This is a genomic window from uncultured Rikenella sp., from assembly GCF_910579375.1.
Lineage (GTDB): Bacteria > Bacteroidota > Bacteroidia > Bacteroidales > Rikenellaceae > Rikenella.
Window position 1 is genome coordinate 15,269 of the sequence record NZ_CAJTUJ010000017.1, and the last position, 13,817, is coordinate 29,085.

Sequence of the window (13,817 nt, forward strand, 5' to 3'; positions counted from 1 at the left end):
CGGCGGGGCGCATGTAATGCGGTAACTACCCCAATGCGCCCGCGCCGGAAAACCACAGCCCGACAACAATCCGGGAGTTGGGCGACCGGCAGCCCATGGAAAACGTAGTTTTCCCGAAAGTCTTTTTGGTTCTTTTTCTTCAGAAAAAGAACGGTACCCTCCAACACAAGGTAAAGGGTGCAAAAAATGAACGATGACGAAAAAGGAGCAACCAGACCGTTCCGGAGGAGGAGGGGGTGTTTCTTGTCCGGGTCGCCTTTAGCCTGCGAGGCGGACAACTCTGCTCCCCTGCTCTTGTGGGTCTGTTATTTCCTGGGTGAAGGCGTCGGGGAGACGGCTTCGGGGGTGGTGTTCGACGGCGCGGAAGGAGGCGCTTTCAAAAACCAGAAAAAGGTGCAAAGCCCACGCGAGGTGAGCCTTACACCGTTCATGATTCCCGGGATGGTGGTTTTCAGCGCGTTAGGGTGAAAGCCGAGTGGGTATCCCGGAAAGATGGGAAGCGTCTTACTTCAGTTCGACTTCTGCGCCTGCTTCTTCGAGCTGTGCTTTCAGGGATTCGGCTTCTTCTTTCGAAACGCCTTCTTTCACTGCTTTCGGTGCGCCGTCTACGAGGTCTTTTGCTTCTTTCAGGCCGAGACCGGTGAGTTCTTTCACCACTTTCACTACCTGCAATTTAGCCTGGCCGCCGGATTTGAGGATCACGTCGAACGAGCTCTTTTCTGCTGCGCCGCCTGCTTCGCCGCCTGCGGCCGGTGCTGCAACTGCCACTGCTGCGGCTGCCGGTTCGATACCGTACTCGTCTTTGAGGATGGTTGCGAGTTCGTTGACTTCTTTAACGGTCAGGTTTACCAGCGATTCTGCCAGTGCTTTGATGTCTGCCATCTTGGGTATTGGTTTGAATGGTTATTAATTGGCTTGTTTGTCTCCTTCCGAGGGATGTTACCGCTACCTTTGGGCCCGGACGCCCGGTTTCACGCGTGGGTTCGGAGGGTCTCTCCGACGGGTGGAACCTGTCACGGTTGTCGTGGGTCTACTCGGTGTCGCGCCCCTCTTCTCGGGGTTACAAACGGGTTTTTGTTTTGTGTCGGTTCTCAAGCGGCGCTATGCGGCGATGTCGCAGCATAGCCCCCGCCAATAGTCAGTCCTACTGTGCCCGGTTCTCCAAGGCTTTGACGAGCCCGGAGATTTTGCCGCCGGCTGATCCTTGCAGGGCCGAGATAACGTTCTTGGCCGGGGATTGCAGCAGGCTGATAACGTCGCCGATGAGTTCTTCGCGGGATTTGATGTTGACGAGCGCTTCGAGCGATGCTTCGCCCATATAGACGCATTCGTCGACATAAGCCGCTTTGAGCATGGGCTTATCGCCGCCTTTGTCTTTGCGGAATGCTTTGATCAGTTTGGCGGGTGCGTTCCCGGTGTTGGAGAACATAATGGAGGTAGATCCTTCCAAAACGCCTACCAGTTCCTGGTCTGCTTTGCCGGTCTGTTCCAAGGCTTTGCCGAGCAGGGTGTTCTTGACGACGATCAGTTTGATCTCCTTTTCGAAGCAGGAGCGACGCAAGGCTGCGGTTTGCTCTGCATTCATGCCGGAGATGTCGGCGAGGTAGAAGTGGGTATAGGTTCCGAGCTGATCGGCTAAACTCTTGATTACTTCGGATTTTTGTTCCTTTCTCATCTCTCAGTTTCTTGTGGTTAGTCGATTAGTCTACGGATTTCGGGTCGATCTGCAAACCGGGGCTCATGGTGGTGGAGAGGTAGATGCTCTTCACGTAGGTCCCTTTGGCAGCTGCGGGTTTGAGTTTCAGGATGGTGCGCAGGAACTCTTTGGCGTTGTCTTCGATCTGTTTGGCTTCGAAAGAGACTTTCCCGATAGAGGTGTGCACGATCCCGAATTTATCGACTTTGAAGTCGATTTTCCCGGCTTTGACTTCTTCGACTGCTTTGCCGACTTCCATGGTTACGGTACCGGTCTTGGGGTTGGGCATGAGGCCTCGGGGGCCGAGCACGCGGCCCAAGGCGCCGACTTTGGCCATGACGTTCGGGGTACAGATAATCACGTCGACATCGGTCCACCCTCCCTTGATTTTCTCTACGTATTCGTCGAGGCCGACAAAATCTGCGCCTGCTGCACTGGCTTCGGCTTCTTTGTCGGGGGTGCAGAGTACGAGTACGCGAACGGTCTTCCCTGTCCCATGGGGCAAGGTGACGACGCCGCGAACCATCTGGTTGGCTTTCCGGGGGTCGACGCCGAGACGGACGTCGATGTCGACGGAGGCGTCGAATTTGGTGAAGGTGATATCTTTGAGCAGTGCCGCTGCTTCGTCTACTTTGTGAACTTTTCCGGGTTCTACTTTGGCGAGGACGGCTTTTCTATTTTTGGTCAGTTTCATAGGGTGTGGTCTCCTCTCCTCGGTTAGTTGTTTGTCGGAAATTCACCGGTGACGCTGATCCCCATACTGCGGGCGGTACCTGCGACCATCCGCATGGCGGATTCGACGGTGAAGCAGTTCATGTCTTCCATCTTCTCTTTGGCGATGGTCTGGATCTGTTCCCAGGTCACGGAGGCGACTTTTTTCCGGTTGGGTTCTGCTGAACCCGACTGAATCTTAGCGGCTTCTTTGAGCTGGACGGCGACGGGGGGTTGTTTGACGATGAAGTCGAAGGACTTGTCGCTGTAAACGGTAATGACCACGGGCAGTACTTTGCCTGCTTTGTCCTGCGTCTTTGCGTTGAATTGCTTGCAGAACTCCATGATATTGACCCCCTTGGAACCCAAGGCGGGGCCTACGGGCGGCGAGGGGTTCGCCGCGCCACCTTTGATTTGCAGTTTGATGAAACCTGCAACTTCTTTGGCCATAGTGCGTGTCTAAAAAATCGTGTAACTACTCTTTTTCTACTTGCATAAAACTCAGTTCCATCGGAGTCTTACGCCCGAATATCTTGACGGAAACGTGGAGTTTTTTCCGTTCGTTGTCGACTTTTTCGATGGTGCCGACGAAGGAAGCAAAGGGTCCGTCGATCACCTTGACGGATTCGCCTTCCACGTAAGGGGTTTCGTTTTCTTCCTCTTGCGTGGCGAGCTCGTCCACCCGACCCAGAATCCGACTGACTTCCTGCGGCCTGAGAGGGGTGGCTTGCAGGGTGGATTCTTTGGTGTCGCTCAAAAAGCCGAGTACGTTCGGGGCGTTTCTCAAGATATGCGGTATTTCGCCCACGAGGGCGGCTTGTACCAAGACGTAGCCGGGATAGGAAATGCGTTCTTTGGTGATTTTCTTCCCGTTGCGTACTTGATATACTTTTTCGGTGGGAATAAGCACTTGGGCGATGGAGTCTTCCAGGTGCAAGGTGCGGATCTCGGATTCGAGATATTCCTTGACTTTTTTCTCTTTACCGCCGATGGCACGTATGACGTACCATTCCAGGACGGGTTTTTCTCCGTTGCTCATTCCGCGTATACTAATATTCTGAAATCCTACTTGCTGTGCGTGTGGGTGCGATGGGGATCGCGCCGGAAGGGGGGTAAATTACGGGGCTAATACAAAATGCTGTATATGCCTTTCATAATGGTTTCGAAGCTGATGTCCATGGCGAGGATCACGAGGGCCAGGATCAGGGAGGCGATCATGACGACGATGGCGCTGTTCTGGAGGGAGCTCCAGGTGGGCCAAGTGACTTTGTGGACGAGTTCGTTGTATGCTTCTTTGAAGTAGGTGGATTTCATAATCGGGGTTCCATTAAAAACGGGAGAGGAGTGGTGTGCTCCTCGTCCGAATGGGTATGTGGTCTCTTTGTAGTATACTATATTACTCTTCCGTATCAGCCGTAGAGGCAGGCACCGGTTCTTGCGTGGTGTCGTCCTGGTTCTGTTTCCACCAGTAGTATCCGCCGATGGCGGCGATCACGAGCAGGAGGATGAGTTTCCCGCCGATGCGGTTCCAGAAGGAGAGTTTCGGGTCTTTCGGCAGGTCCCAGCCGTATTCGGTGGCGAATCCATCGATGTCTTCGTCGTCCAGGGTGTAGATGGTTTTGTCGGCTGCGTCATAAACGGCGTACTGGCGTTCGCCGTAGTTCCAGATGGGGACGTAGAACAAGGAGAATTGTTCGAAGCCGACGCCGAACTGTAAGGTGTGGCCGTTATCCAAGGTAACGGAGTCGGGCAGGTCGTACATTTTCTGGAATTCCGGCCCGTTGCCGTACAGGATGGTGGCGCGTCTGGCTTCGGCGGATTCGGTGAGGAGTCCGAGGGCCAGAACGAAAGCGGCGCAGAGGGTGAGGTAAATTTTTTTCATGTGTGAATATGTTTCCGGCGGCGAAACTGCGCGAGTGGTACCGGCCGGGTGGCAGGGGTGGAGAGATTCGAACTCCCATCAACGGTTTTGGAGACCGCTATTCTGCCCTTGAACTACACCCCTGTAAAAATGAGGCGGCGCGGTGGGCACCGCCTCATGGTGTATGGCATCCCTTGCGGGATAATTAGTTAGGCGATGATTTCGGTGATCTGCCCTGCACCCACGGTACGGCCGCCTTCGCGGATGGCGAAACGGAGACCGACGTTGATAGCTACCGGGTAGATGAGTTCCACGGTGATGGTAACGTTGTCGCCCGGCATGACCATTTCAACGCCGTCGGGGAGTTGTACTTCACCGGTTACGTCCAAGGTACGGAGGTAGAACTGCGGACGGTATTTGTTGTGGAACGGGGTGTGACGCCCACCTTCTTCTTTCTTCAGGATATAGACTTCAGCCTTGAATTTGGTGTGCGGGGTGATCGAACCCGGTTTGGCAACGACCATACCGCGTTTCACTTCTTTCTTGTCGATACCGCGCATCAGCAGCCCGACGTTGTCCCCTGCTTCCCCTTCGTCGAGGAGTTTGCGGAACATTTCGACGCCGGTACATACCGATTTCTTGGCTTTTTCGCCCAAGCCGACGATTTCGACTTCATCCCCTACGTGGATAACGCCGGTTTCGATACGGCCGGTCAGCACGGTACCGCGACCGGTGATCGAGAAGACGTCTTCGACGGGCATCAGGAAGGGTTTTTCGTTTTCACGGGGCGGAATCGGAATATAGGTATCCACCGCATCCATGAGTTCCATGATTTTTTCTTCCCACTGTGCTTCGCCGTTCAAGCCGCCGAGTGCAGAACCGCGGATGATCGGGGTGTTGTCGCCGTCGAATTCGTATTTGCTGAGCAGGTCGCGTACTTCGAGTTCGACGAGGTCGAGCATTTCGGGGTCGTCGACCATGTCGCATTTGTTCAGGAAGACTACGATACGCGGTACGTTCACCTGGCGGGCGAGCAGTACGTGTTCGTTGGTCTGGGGCATCGGACCGTCGGTCGCTGCTACAACCAGGATGGCGCCGTCCATCTGTGCGGCACCGGTTACCATGTTCTTCACGTAGTCGGCGTGGCCGGGGCAGTCTACGTGTGCGTAGTGGCGGTTGGCGGTCGAGTATTCTACGTGCGAGGTGTTGATGGTGATCCCGCGTTCTTTTTCTTCGGGAGCGTTGTCGATCGAGTCGAACGAACGGAGTTCGGACAAACCTTTCTTGGCGAGAACGGTGGTAATCGCTGCGGTCAAGGTGGTCTTACCGTGGTCTACGTGACCGATGGTACCGATATTGACGTGCGGTTTCGACCGGTCGAATTTTTCTTTTGCCATGGGTTGTAAGCGTTTTTAATTGTTGTTTGTTTGTCTCTTATTAAAAGAGCGGAAGACGAGATTCGAACCCGCGACCCTTAGCTTGGAAGGCTAATGCTCTACCGACTGAGCTACTTCCGCTTGTTTTCGGTGGTGTTTGCGAGGGGGTGTGCCGTTGTTCTTGTATGCCTCTTTTGTTTTAAGGCGGAGAGGATTACGTCACTAATGTGACGTGATCATTGTCTCCGTTTACCCCTGAGATGGATTACGTCACTGGCGTGCCGTGATCCACGGCCTCCCGGCGGGACCCCTACAATAAAACTCTATCGCCGGCAACCTCATGAACTGCGTTCATTTCTGGTTTTCCGCCAGTCCTCGCCTTGCAAGCGAGCTTGCGGCGGGACTGCCTGCAAACCAGAGCCTGACGGCTGAACGGCTTGCCGGATGATAAACTTTTTTTGTGGGCGGAGATGGATTCGAACCACCGAAGTCGAAGACAGCAGATTTACAGTCTGCCCCATTTGGCCACTCTGGTATCCGCCCGAGTTTCAACCTGTTAGCATTTCCCTGAAAAAGGGAGAACAGGACATTTCGGACGACAAAGATAGGCATTGGTTTTGAATTTCCAAACTTTTTCGTCCTTTACCCTGCTTTTTTTCAACCTATTAGACGGGAGGGGTGAAAAAGGGAGGGTTACAGAACTTTGCGGATGACGATTCCCTGGACGAGATAGAGGTGGCGGATGCGGTCGCGACGGAGGCCGAGGGGGGGCTGGTCGCTGCCGGAGGGGGGGTCGAGCCAGAGGCCGGAGGCGACTTTCCGGTCGGGGCGGATGTAGCCCATTCGGGCGTATTCGCTGGTCACGAGGAGGTAGATCTCGCCGGGGAGAACGGGGCCTTGGGGGTCGACGCGGCGCAGGGCGACGATGGCGCCGGAGGGGATGTCGGGGGCCATGTGGTCGCCGGTGCAGAGGGCGGCGAGGTCGCAGTCGTCGATGCCGGGGATGGAGAGGTGGCCGTCGGGCTGGGCGGTGGCGAGGAGGGAGGGGTCGGAGGCGAGGCGAAGGGCGTCGAGCGGGTAAAAGGGGATGCGTCCGGAGGCGGTGTCGGGACGGGGAGGGAGGGGAAGGCTGGAGAGGTCGGGGCTGGGGCCGTCGCCGGTCAGGAGCCACGAGCGGTCGAAAACGGGGTAGCGACGGACGATCCGGTCGGCGAGGTCTTTGCTGATCCGGTTGCGGTGGCGTTTGATCTGGTAGAGGTTCTGGCTCCGTTTCAGGCCTATGGAAAAGGCGAAGGCGTTGGTAGACAGGCCGGTCCACCGGATGATTTGTTCGAGCCGCTGCCAGTCGGTCATGGTGCAGGAGGTTTGAATGTTACTGCATTATGTTGCAAAGTTGCATCATAATGTTTAAATTTGCTTTATACATTTTATACATGAAATCGAATAACTAATTGTTAATCAACGATAAAAATTGCATCCGACTATACAATAAAATATTTAAATTCGAGTTATCGTCTCCCGGTTTACTATTACTTATCTTCTTTGTATGCAGGACGTTCCGAAGGGCTGCCACCGTTCGGAACGTCTCTTTTTTGTATCCGGAGGGGAGAGAGGGGGCTATTCGTACTGCTCGACGGCGCGGATGAAGGCGGCGGGGTCGTCGCAGCTGATGATGTATTGTTCTTCGTAGATGTCTTCGATGAGGACGAAGCCGCTCCAACGGGAGGCGCAGAGACGAAAGAGGCGGCGCTCGCGGAGGTTGAGGTAGAAGCCGTAGTAGCCGCCGAAGCCGTAGACGCCCCAAAGGGGGATGCAGTAGCGCATCTGGCGGGGTTCGACGAAGCGGATGTGGCGGATGTCGGAGAGGGGGATCTTGATGAGTTCCATGACGCAGTGGATCTCGACGGAGTGGGGGGAGACGCGCATGAAGCGGGGGATGGAGAGAGAGGCGAGCAGCAGCAGCACGACGACGATGGTGGCGAACCAGGCGGGGAGGTAGCTGGCGCCGGAGAGGTAGAAGAGGAGGCCGACGAGGGTGCCGACGAGGAGGAGGGTGGCGAGGGTGAGCCACCGGGCGCGGCGGTCGAGCCGAAAGCGGAATTTGGGGTCGATGGTGATGGGGTCTTTCATACTATCTACACTACAATATAGGTCGCTGAGCGACGAAGGGGCGGGGTCTTCAGGCCGGCGGAGGCATTCGGCCGACGATGGGCCGCCGATATAGGTGGTCGGGTCGGGTGGCCGGGTTGAACCGTTCAGGTTTGGCCCCCGGGAAGGTCGCCGGGATGGCCCCCGGGTTGGGCACCCAAGATGGGTGGCCGGGTTGAACCGCTCGGGGTTGGGCACCCAAGATGGGTGGCCCGGCAAGGGTGGCCGGGTTGAACCGCTCGGAGTTTGGCCCCCGGGAAGGTCGCCGGGATGGCCCTCGGCTTGGGCACCCAAGATGGGTGGCCCGAAGGAACCGCCCGAGGTTGAGTGGCCCGGCAGCCCCCCATCGATCAAAGAAAGAGGCCGGCGGCACGGGCGGTGGTGGCGGCCCGAACGGTTTCGACGGAGAGGCCTTTGATCTCGGCGAGGCGGGCGGCGATGACGGGAATGTGGGCGCTCTCGTTCCGGGTCCCGCGGTAGGGGACGGGGGTCAGGTAGGGGGAGTCGGTCTCCAGCACCATGTTCTCGACGGGGATCTGCTCTAGAACTTTCACGACGGAGGAGTTCTTGTAGGTGATGAAGCCGCCGACGCCGATGGCGAAGCCGCCGAGGGTGGCGATGCGTTCGTAGTCTTTGAGTGTCCCCTGAAAGCTGTGGAAGACGCCGCGGATCTGGCCTTGCAGGGGTTCGAGAAGGGGGAATATCTCGTTCCAGGCGTCGCGGACGTGCAGGATCAAGGGGAGGTCGTATTCGATGGCGAGTTGCATCTGAATGACGAGGGCTTGGCATTGCGCGGTGAGGGAGCTGGTGCTCCAGTGGAGGTCGAGGCCGACTTCGCCGATGGCGCACCACTTCACAGGGGGTTCGCGGAGGAGCTGGCGGACGATCTGGAGTTCTTCGCGCCAGCGGGTGTTCTCGTTGACGGAGGTGGGGTGCATGCCGATGGCGGCGCGGCACATGTCGGGGTGGGCCCGGACGGTGTCGAGCAGGGCGCGGTGGCTGCGGGAGTCGACGGCGGGCAGGATGATCTGGCGCACGCCGACGGCGGAGGCGCGGGCGAGGGTCTCGGCGCGGTCGGGGTCGAAGTCGGGGTCGAAGAGGTGGGCATGCGTGTCGACGTAATAGTCTACGGACGGGAGGGATGCCGGGTGAGGAGTCGGTTGTAAACTTTCCATGCCGTTTCTATTGGGTGGGTCTCGGCCTGAATGGGGTATGGCGCGGTGGCTGCGGCCCAGGCGGATTCCATGGGGTAGTAGTCCGCAGGGGGGGCGTCGCCCCGGTTCATGGCGTCGAAGAAGGTTTGCCAGCGGGGGTAATAAAGGTCGCGCAGGAGGCCGCTCCATTCACGGTGGGCGTAGTCGCGGAGGCCGCCGAGGTCGGCGGCGTGGCGGTTGCCCCAGGTGGTGAGGAGGGTGCGGGCGTTCCAACGGTAAAAGTCTTGCTGGGGTCGCAGTCTGCTCCACTGCATGGCGCTCTCGATCCAGGGGCCGACCATGAATTCGGGTCGGGAGCTGAGGAGGGTGTCTTGCAGCAGCAGGAGGCTGAGGAAGTCGTCGCTGAGGCGCCGAAAGCGCTCGCGGTCGTTCCGGTCGAAGGCGGTCTCGATCTGACGCAATAGTACATTGGCGTGGTCGGCCAGGGCTTGACGGGCGACGTCGACGAGGTCGTATTCGAAGTTGTTGCAGCCGCGGTACCGATCGGCGACTTGGAGCATCAGGCCCAAGGCGCGACGGGTCTCGTCGGGGTCGTAGTTGAGCCGGGCGGAGCCCCAGCTGGAGACGCGGTCGACGCGCAGGGCGGGACGGGCGCAAAAGACGGATTCGGTGGTGCCTTCCTGTGTGCCGTCATAGGGGGCGTCATAAACCGTATTGGCGAGTATTTTCCAGGCTTCGACCACGGGTGGCAGGGTGCGTCCGTACCGGGCCTGCACATAGCCCTCGACCCACTGGATCCGGTCGAATTTCTCGGGACGCCACGGCAGCTCGTAAAGCAGTTCGAACATCACGGGGTTGTTCTCGATCCCTTCGGGGGTGGTGCCGACGCCGCGAAGGAAGCGGGCGCATGAGCTGTCGGCGTGATGCATGTCGCGGGCGAGGTAATAGCTGTCGATGAGGCGGCGCATCTTGCCGTGCATGCCGACGTTGCCGCCGAAGTTCAGGAGCATGCAGTAGACCCAGTCGTGCCGTCCGTAGCCGCCGTCGCGCCACCAGGGAGACCGCCGATCCCCGCCCCACATGGGGCGGCTCTCGCTGAAAAGGTCGAGTACGAGCATATCCCCGCCGGGCAGGTCGCGGATCATCTCGGGGTGGGGGCAGCTCTGCCAGCCCTGAACAACCCAAACGGCGCCGGGGTTGGCGCGTTTCATGGCGTCATAAATGGCTTGCCCGGCGGCAGGAAGGTCGACGCCTTGTGTAGAGCCGCCTTCATGGAAGGGGTCGATGGCGAAATAACGGGCGTCGTCGCCGTACAAGGCTTTGAGGTTCTTATAATAGGTGTCGGCGATGGTCCCGAACCGGGGGTCGGTGGGCAGCAGGAAGGCGGGGCGCCGATAACCGCACCAAAGACCGGGGTCTTGCACTTGGGTGAGCCCTAACTGCCGCCACATGGCGGTGTCGTTGGGCACCATTCCGCCATACCCGGCAAAAACGGGCTGCATGCCCCACTCGCGATATCGCTGGATGATCTTCTGCTCCAGTTCGGCTTGTTTGTCGTACCAGTCGGCAGGATTGGGCCCGCCCCAGGCTTCGAGGTTGTTCATGAGCCACCAGGCTTGATGTGCGGGCCCGGCGACAAACCGGTCGATTTGCGTCTGGTCGAAGCCCAAATCGCGCAAGGTGTTCCGCCAGACGGTGGCGGCGCCGGTCAGAGACAGCGGGGTGGTGACCCCGTGCAGGGCCATCCAGTCGATCTCTTGTTCCCAGCGTTCCCATCCCCAAAAGGCGGTGGTGTAGGAGAAGGTGCAGTAGTTGAGGTAGTACCGTACGAGCATGTCGGTGGCATGCCGCTCCACGGTCTTAGGCTTGGGGAATTTGAGGTTGCTGAGCCTCGGATGCGGGTTGTTCCACGACACGTGCACGCCCACATAGTACTTGAGGTACCAGTTGAGGCCGACGGCGATGGAGAGGTAATTATTGCCGCGCACGACGATCTTCCCTCCTTTGGCGTCGAGTTCGAAGAAGTCTCGGGGGGATTGCTGTTCTGCGAGTTCGAAGAGGAAGCGGGAGCTTTGGCCGGGCTGGATGCGGTCGACGAGGGCGGACACGGGATTCCCGGCCGCGCTGCCGAGGGCGGCGAGGGGGGCTCCGAAAAGGCTCAGGAGCAAAAGGAGGGCTATGAAAAAGCGGCGGCGCATCAAAGGTGTGCGTTGTTAAAGGCGTGGGCGATCTGGTCGGCGATGCTGTCGACGGCGCCTTGCAGTTTCCCGCCGACCATCATCTTCAGCATGGGGTTGAGCTCGATGTCGAGCACGATGCGCATGTGGGTACGGGGGGTTGCAGAACCGTCGGGGGTGGTGTCTTTCATCTGGGTCCAGAAGGTGAAGGGCAACGGAAGGCTGCCGGTGTCGTCGGCGCTCACTTTTATGTGTTTATTGGGCTCGCGCTCGACCATCTTCAGGCCGATGGTGAAGCCTTTGGCGCGGAATCGGCAGGTCTCTTCGGTGGCTTCCCACCCGTCGACTTTGTCGGCGAGGATGGGGGTGAAGTTCTCGAAGCTGGACAGGACGCGGAAGATCCGTTCGTCGGAATGGGATATCTGTACTTGCTTGCTGGTGTAACGCATGGCTAATTCTGTGTTTCGTTCGTTTACTGTGTCTGCCCGCAGGAACTACCGCTTTTTTTTGGGGGGTCGGTTCGCGCGCCGGGGGAAATCTTGTCAAAACGTGCTAGCACGTTTTAACGATTTCCCTCTTTAGGCGGGGCGCGCGGGAAAACTGTTGTCGCGCGCCTACGCGATTCATTCTCTTTCGGCTCACCGCCGAAAGAGTTGAATCGCTTCTTTGGGCGGCGGCGCGCGAGCAACTGGAAAGTAATAACGGCCGCGCGCCATGACGCGAACGCGTCGGCCAAGCGGGCCACACGTCCCGTGGACGGGAAATGCTTACGCATTTCAACTACCAGCCTCGGCCCAGATCCCAAAACAGCCTCAGCCCCGTCGAACCGCAGCGGAGCAACCCAAGAGAGCGCTACTCCTCGTCATCAAAAACTTCGCCGAAGTCCGCAAGGAGCTCCTCGATGTCGCGCCGCTCCTTCTTCGTCGGACGCCCCATCCCGCGGTCGCGAACCGCAAAGGCGCCGGCACGGGCCATCTCCAATTTGTCCAGCTCCGACTGCGGCGTCACGTCCTCGATGTAGCGAGGCACGTTGCGCGCAGGCTGGCGGTTCGCCACCAGCTCCAGAATCCGGAAACTGTACACCACCGGCATCTTCCGCACCGCAACCACCTCGCCCGCACGCACCTCCCGCGACGGCTTCACCGTCGCGCCGTTCACCGTCACCCGATTCGACCGACACGCCTCCGCCGCATCGCCGCGCGTCTTGAAAAGCCGAACCGCCCACAACCACTTGTCTATCCGAACCCCTTCCGACATAACCCTATGCTTTTATTTACCAATCACTTACAAAAACCGCTCGATCACCGGCACCAACAGCGCCGTCACGAGCCCCATCAACCCGATGGCGAGCCCGCTCACCGCCCCCTCGATCGCCCCCATCTCCATGGCCCGCGCCGTGCCGACCCCGTGTGCCGCCGACCCCAGGGCCAGCCCCTTTGCGATCCGGCTGCTGATGCGCAGTTTCCGGAGCACGAACGGCCCGACGATGCTGCCGAAAATCCCCGTCAGAATCACCACCACGGCCGTCAGCGAACCGATTCCGCCGGCGCGTTCCGAGATCGACATGGCGATGGGCGTGGTGACCGACTTGGGCACCAGCGACGCTTCGATGGCAGCCCCGGCACCGAACAGCCGGATGATCAGAATGACGCTCACGATCCCCACGACGCTGCCCACGACGACCGACGTGAGGATCGAGACGGCATGGGCCCGGAGGTGTTCCATCTGTCGGTAGAGGGCATACCCGAGCGCCACGACCGAAGGCCCCAACAGGAAGTCGATCAGCGCGGTAGCCCGGTGGTACTGTTCGTAGGAGATGCCGGTGGCGAGCAGAAAGACGATGATCACGGCCGCCGAGGTGATGAGCGGGTGGAGGAGTCCGATCCGGGTGCGCCGGAAGAGCCACAGGGCGGCGACGTAGATCCCGATGGTAAAGGTGAGGAGGAAGATTTCGGAGCCGGCCAGCAGGCCGAGCGCCGTCCAGGTATTATCGAATGTCATGACCGCTGCGCCGGATTTTTCGTTTTCGTTTCCGCACTTCGAGCCGCTGCTGGGTGATTCCGACGGCGGCGACGATGAGGACGGTGCTCACGGCTGCGGCGACGAGAATGGCGGTCAGGTTATTGAGAATCAGCCCGACGGAGGCGATAAGTCCGACGGCGGCGGGCAGAAAGAAGAGTACCATGTTATCGAGGAGGAGTTCGGAGAGGCGGTCGACGCGTCCGGGCTCGACCCACCCGAGGGCCAGGGCGATGAACAGGAGGAGCATGCCGAGCACGCTCCCGGGGATGACTCCTCCGACGAGGATGCTGACGCCGAGTCCGAGGAGGTAGAAAAAGAGCAGCCAAAAGGACTGTACGAGAATTTTCATACTGCAAAGATAGGTCAAAGGGTCGGTATTGCGTTCACGCGACGGGAGCAATTTCAGGGCGAGGGTCGATTTCTGGGGCGGGTGGTTTACTTGGGGTAGAGGCGGCCCGGTTTTCAAATGTCGATCGGCACCGCCCCGGGCTACCGCCACAACCTGACGGGCACGCAGGACAATGTGGGTCGAAACAGTTGCTGTTGGTCATCGGGGGTGAGCGGTTCCACGGGTCGTTTCTTATGGTTCGACATGCAGGGGCTGGGAACGAGCGGTACGGCGAATCGTGCTTTCGGTCTTCAGCTGCGTTGCCTCTCGGAATAAACGGACGC

General features: G+C 58.9%; 18 protein-coding genes and 3 tRNA genes. 2 read left to right on the forward strand and 19 right to left on the reverse strand.

The genetic code is table 11. From position 1 onward, the window contains the following. Positions 1-186 precede the first annotated feature (186 nt). Positions 187-468 carry a hypothetical protein gene (locus tag QZ302_RS03100; RefSeq protein ID WP_294592377.1) on the forward strand — a complete coding sequence of 94 codons (282 nt, stop codon included), beginning with the start codon at positions 187-189 and terminating at the stop codon, positions 466-468. A gap of 36 nt (positions 469-504) precedes the next feature. Here the strand turns inward: QZ302_RS03100 and rplL are convergent, their stop codons facing one another. The 19 genes from rplL to QZ302_RS03195 all read right to left on the reverse strand — a co-directional run bounded on the left by rplL (position 505) and on the right by QZ302_RS03195 (position 13,494). Further along, positions 505-882 (reverse strand): 50S ribosomal protein L7/L12, encoded by a 378-nt coding sequence (gene rplL / locus QZ302_RS03105; protein ID WP_294592379.1) that lies wholly within the window; start codon positions 880-882, stop codon positions 505-507. A 262-nt stretch (positions 883-1,144) separates the two neighbouring features. Further along, complete coding sequence (gene rplJ, locus QZ302_RS03110; RefSeq protein WP_294592381.1) at positions 1,145-1,675, reverse strand: 50S ribosomal protein L10; 531 nt, start codon at positions 1,673-1,675, stop codon at positions 1,145-1,147. A gap of 25 nt (positions 1,676-1,700) precedes the next feature. Further along, the gene (rplA, locus tag QZ302_RS03115; RefSeq protein WP_294592384.1) at positions 1,701-2,390 is read right to left on the reverse strand and encodes a 50S ribosomal protein L1; all 690 of its coding nucleotides are present in this window, start codon (positions 2,388-2,390) and stop codon (positions 1,701-1,703) included. A gap of 23 nt (positions 2,391-2,413) precedes the next feature. Beyond that, positions 2,414-2,857 carry a 50S ribosomal protein L11 gene (rplK, locus tag QZ302_RS03120; RefSeq protein ID WP_294592387.1) on the reverse strand — a complete coding sequence of 148 codons (444 nt, stop codon included), beginning with the start codon at positions 2,855-2,857 and terminating at the stop codon, positions 2,414-2,416. A gap of 25 nt (positions 2,858-2,882) precedes the next feature. After that, a complete protein-coding gene (gene nusG, locus QZ302_RS03125) occupies positions 2,883-3,446 on the reverse strand; it encodes a transcription termination/antitermination protein NusG (protein ID WP_294592390.1) in 564 nt (187 codons plus the stop codon). Between the two features lie 86 nt (positions 3,447-3,532). Then, the gene (gene secE, locus QZ302_RS03130; RefSeq protein ID WP_294592393.1) at positions 3,533-3,721 is read right to left on the reverse strand and encodes a preprotein translocase subunit SecE; all 189 of its coding nucleotides are present in this window, start codon (positions 3,719-3,721) and stop codon (positions 3,533-3,535) included. 82 nt (positions 3,722-3,803) lie between these two features. Beyond that, entirely contained in the window at positions 3,804-4,289 is a 486-nt protein-coding gene (locus QZ302_RS03135) for a hypothetical protein (protein ID WP_294592396.1), read from the reverse strand. Positions 4,290-4,338: 49 nt separating this feature from the next. Beyond that, positions 4,339-4,412 (reverse strand) — tRNA-Trp (locus QZ302_RS03140). A gap of 65 nt (positions 4,413-4,477) precedes the next feature. Next, positions 4,478-5,665, reverse strand: coding sequence for an elongation factor Tu (gene tuf / locus QZ302_RS03145; RefSeq protein WP_294592399.1), 1,188 nt, complete (start codon positions 5,663-5,665; stop codon positions 4,478-4,480). Between the two features lie 47 nt (positions 5,666-5,712). Then, positions 5,713-5,785 (reverse strand) — tRNA-Gly (locus QZ302_RS03150). 320 nt (positions 5,786-6,105) lie between these two features. Continuing rightward, positions 6,106-6,187: transfer RNA gene (locus QZ302_RS03155), tRNA-Tyr, on the reverse strand. A 150-nt stretch (positions 6,188-6,337) separates the two neighbouring features. Beyond that, the gene (locus QZ302_RS03160) at positions 6,338-6,997 is read right to left on the reverse strand and encodes a hypothetical protein (protein WP_294592402.1); all 660 of its coding nucleotides are present in this window, start codon (positions 6,995-6,997) and stop codon (positions 6,338-6,340) included. A gap of 264 nt (positions 6,998-7,261) precedes the next feature. After that, positions 7,262-7,774 carry a PH domain-containing protein gene (locus QZ302_RS03165; RefSeq protein ID WP_294592405.1) on the reverse strand — a complete coding sequence of 171 codons (513 nt, stop codon included), beginning with the start codon at positions 7,772-7,774 and terminating at the stop codon, positions 7,262-7,264. Positions 7,775-8,142: 368 nt separating this feature from the next. Beyond that, a complete protein-coding gene (locus tag QZ302_RS03170) occupies positions 8,143-8,967 on the reverse strand; it encodes a TatD family hydrolase (RefSeq protein WP_294592408.1) in 825 nt (274 codons plus the stop codon). Further along, positions 8,919-11,144, reverse strand: coding sequence for an alpha-N-acetylglucosaminidase (locus QZ302_RS03175; RefSeq protein WP_294592410.1), 2,226 nt, complete (start codon positions 11,142-11,144; stop codon positions 8,919-8,921). The genes QZ302_RS03170 and QZ302_RS03175 overlap by 49 nt, the downstream gene beginning before the upstream one ends. Continuing rightward, entirely contained in the window at positions 11,144-11,572 is a 429-nt protein-coding gene (locus QZ302_RS03180) for a polyketide cyclase (RefSeq protein ID WP_294592413.1), read from the reverse strand. Before QZ302_RS03180 ends, QZ302_RS03175 begins: the two co-directional genes overlap by 1 nt. Before the next feature lie 403 nt (positions 11,573-11,975). Continuing rightward, a complete protein-coding gene (locus QZ302_RS03185; RefSeq protein ID WP_294592415.1) occupies positions 11,976-12,380 on the reverse strand; it encodes a S4 domain-containing protein in 405 nt (134 codons plus the stop codon). Between the two features lie 27 nt (positions 12,381-12,407). Beyond that, positions 12,408-13,124 carry an LrgB family protein gene (locus tag QZ302_RS03190; RefSeq protein WP_294592418.1) on the reverse strand — a complete coding sequence of 239 codons (717 nt, stop codon included), beginning with the start codon at positions 13,122-13,124 and terminating at the stop codon, positions 12,408-12,410. Next, positions 13,111-13,494, reverse strand: coding sequence for a CidA/LrgA family protein (locus QZ302_RS03195; protein WP_363323633.1), 384 nt, complete (start codon positions 13,492-13,494; stop codon positions 13,111-13,113). The genes QZ302_RS03190 and QZ302_RS03195 overlap by 14 nt, the downstream gene beginning before the upstream one ends. A gap of 117 nt (positions 13,495-13,611) precedes the next feature. On the opposite strand from QZ302_RS03195, the gene QZ302_RS03200 reads away from it, so the two are divergent. Beyond that, positions 13,612-13,809, forward strand: a complete 198-nt coding sequence (locus QZ302_RS03200) for a hypothetical protein (protein ID WP_294592419.1) — start codon at positions 13,612-13,614, stop codon at positions 13,807-13,809. Positions 13,810-13,817: the final 8 nt, after the last annotated feature.

Excerpts from the sequence above, each read along its gene's own strand:
- rplJ (WP_294592381.1), bottom strand. The coding sequence starts at position 1,675 with ATGAGAAAGGAACAAAAATCCGAAGTAATCAAGAGTTTAGCCGATCAG.
- QZ302_RS03135 (WP_294592396.1), bottom strand. The coding sequence starts at position 4,289 with ATGAAAAAAATTTACCTCACCCTCTGCGCCGCTTTCGTTCTGGCCCTC.
- QZ302_RS03170 (WP_294592408.1), bottom strand. The coding sequence starts at position 8,967 with ATGGAAAGTTTACAACCGACTCCTCACCCGGCATCCCTCCCGTCCGTA.
- secE (WP_294592393.1), bottom strand. The coding sequence starts at position 3,721 with ATGAAATCCACCTACTTCAAAGAAGCATACAACGAACTCGTCCACAAA.
- QZ302_RS03160 (WP_294592402.1), bottom strand. The coding sequence starts at position 6,997 with ATGACCGACTGGCAGCGGCTCGAACAAATCATCCGGTGGACCGGCCTG.
- QZ302_RS03175 (WP_294592410.1), bottom strand. The coding sequence starts at position 11,144 with ATGCGCCGCCGCTTTTTCATAGCCCTCCTTTTGCTCCTGAGCCTTTTC.
- tuf (WP_294592399.1), bottom strand. The coding sequence starts at position 5,665 with ATGGCAAAAGAAAAATTCGACCGGTCGAAACCGCACGTCAATATCGGT.
- rplK (WP_294592387.1), bottom strand. The coding sequence starts at position 2,857 with ATGGCCAAAGAAGTTGCAGGTTTCATCAAACTGCAAATCAAAGGTGGC.
- QZ302_RS03195 (WP_363323633.1), bottom strand. The coding sequence starts at position 13,494 with ATGAAAATTCTCGTACAGTCCTTTTGGCTGCTCTTTTTCTACCTCCTC.
- QZ302_RS03180 (WP_294592413.1), bottom strand. The coding sequence starts at position 11,572 with ATGCGTTACACCAGCAAGCAAGTACAGATATCCCATTCCGACGAACGG.
- rplL (WP_294592379.1), bottom strand. The coding sequence starts at position 882 with ATGGCAGACATCAAAGCACTGGCAGAATCGCTGGTAAACCTGACCGTT.
- QZ302_RS03185 (WP_294592415.1), bottom strand. The coding sequence starts at position 12,380 with ATGTCGGAAGGGGTTCGGATAGACAAGTGGTTGTGGGCGGTTCGGCTT.
- QZ302_RS03200 (WP_294592419.1), top strand. The coding sequence starts at position 13,612 with ATGTCGATCGGCACCGCCCCGGGCTACCGCCACAACCTGACGGGCACG.
- nusG (WP_294592390.1), bottom strand. The coding sequence starts at position 3,446 with ATGAGCAACGGAGAAAAACCCGTCCTGGAATGGTACGTCATACGTGCC.
- QZ302_RS03165 (WP_294592405.1), bottom strand. The coding sequence starts at position 7,774 with ATGAAAGACCCCATCACCATCGACCCCAAATTCCGCTTTCGGCTCGAC.
- rplA (WP_294592384.1), bottom strand. The coding sequence starts at position 2,390 with ATGAAACTGACCAAAAATAGAAAAGCCGTCCTCGCCAAAGTAGAACCC.
- QZ302_RS03190 (WP_294592418.1), bottom strand. The coding sequence starts at position 13,124 with ATGACATTCGATAATACCTGGACGGCGCTCGGCCTGCTGGCCGGCTCC.
- QZ302_RS03100 (WP_294592377.1), top strand. The coding sequence starts at position 187 with ATGAACGATGACGAAAAAGGAGCAACCAGACCGTTCCGGAGGAGGAGG.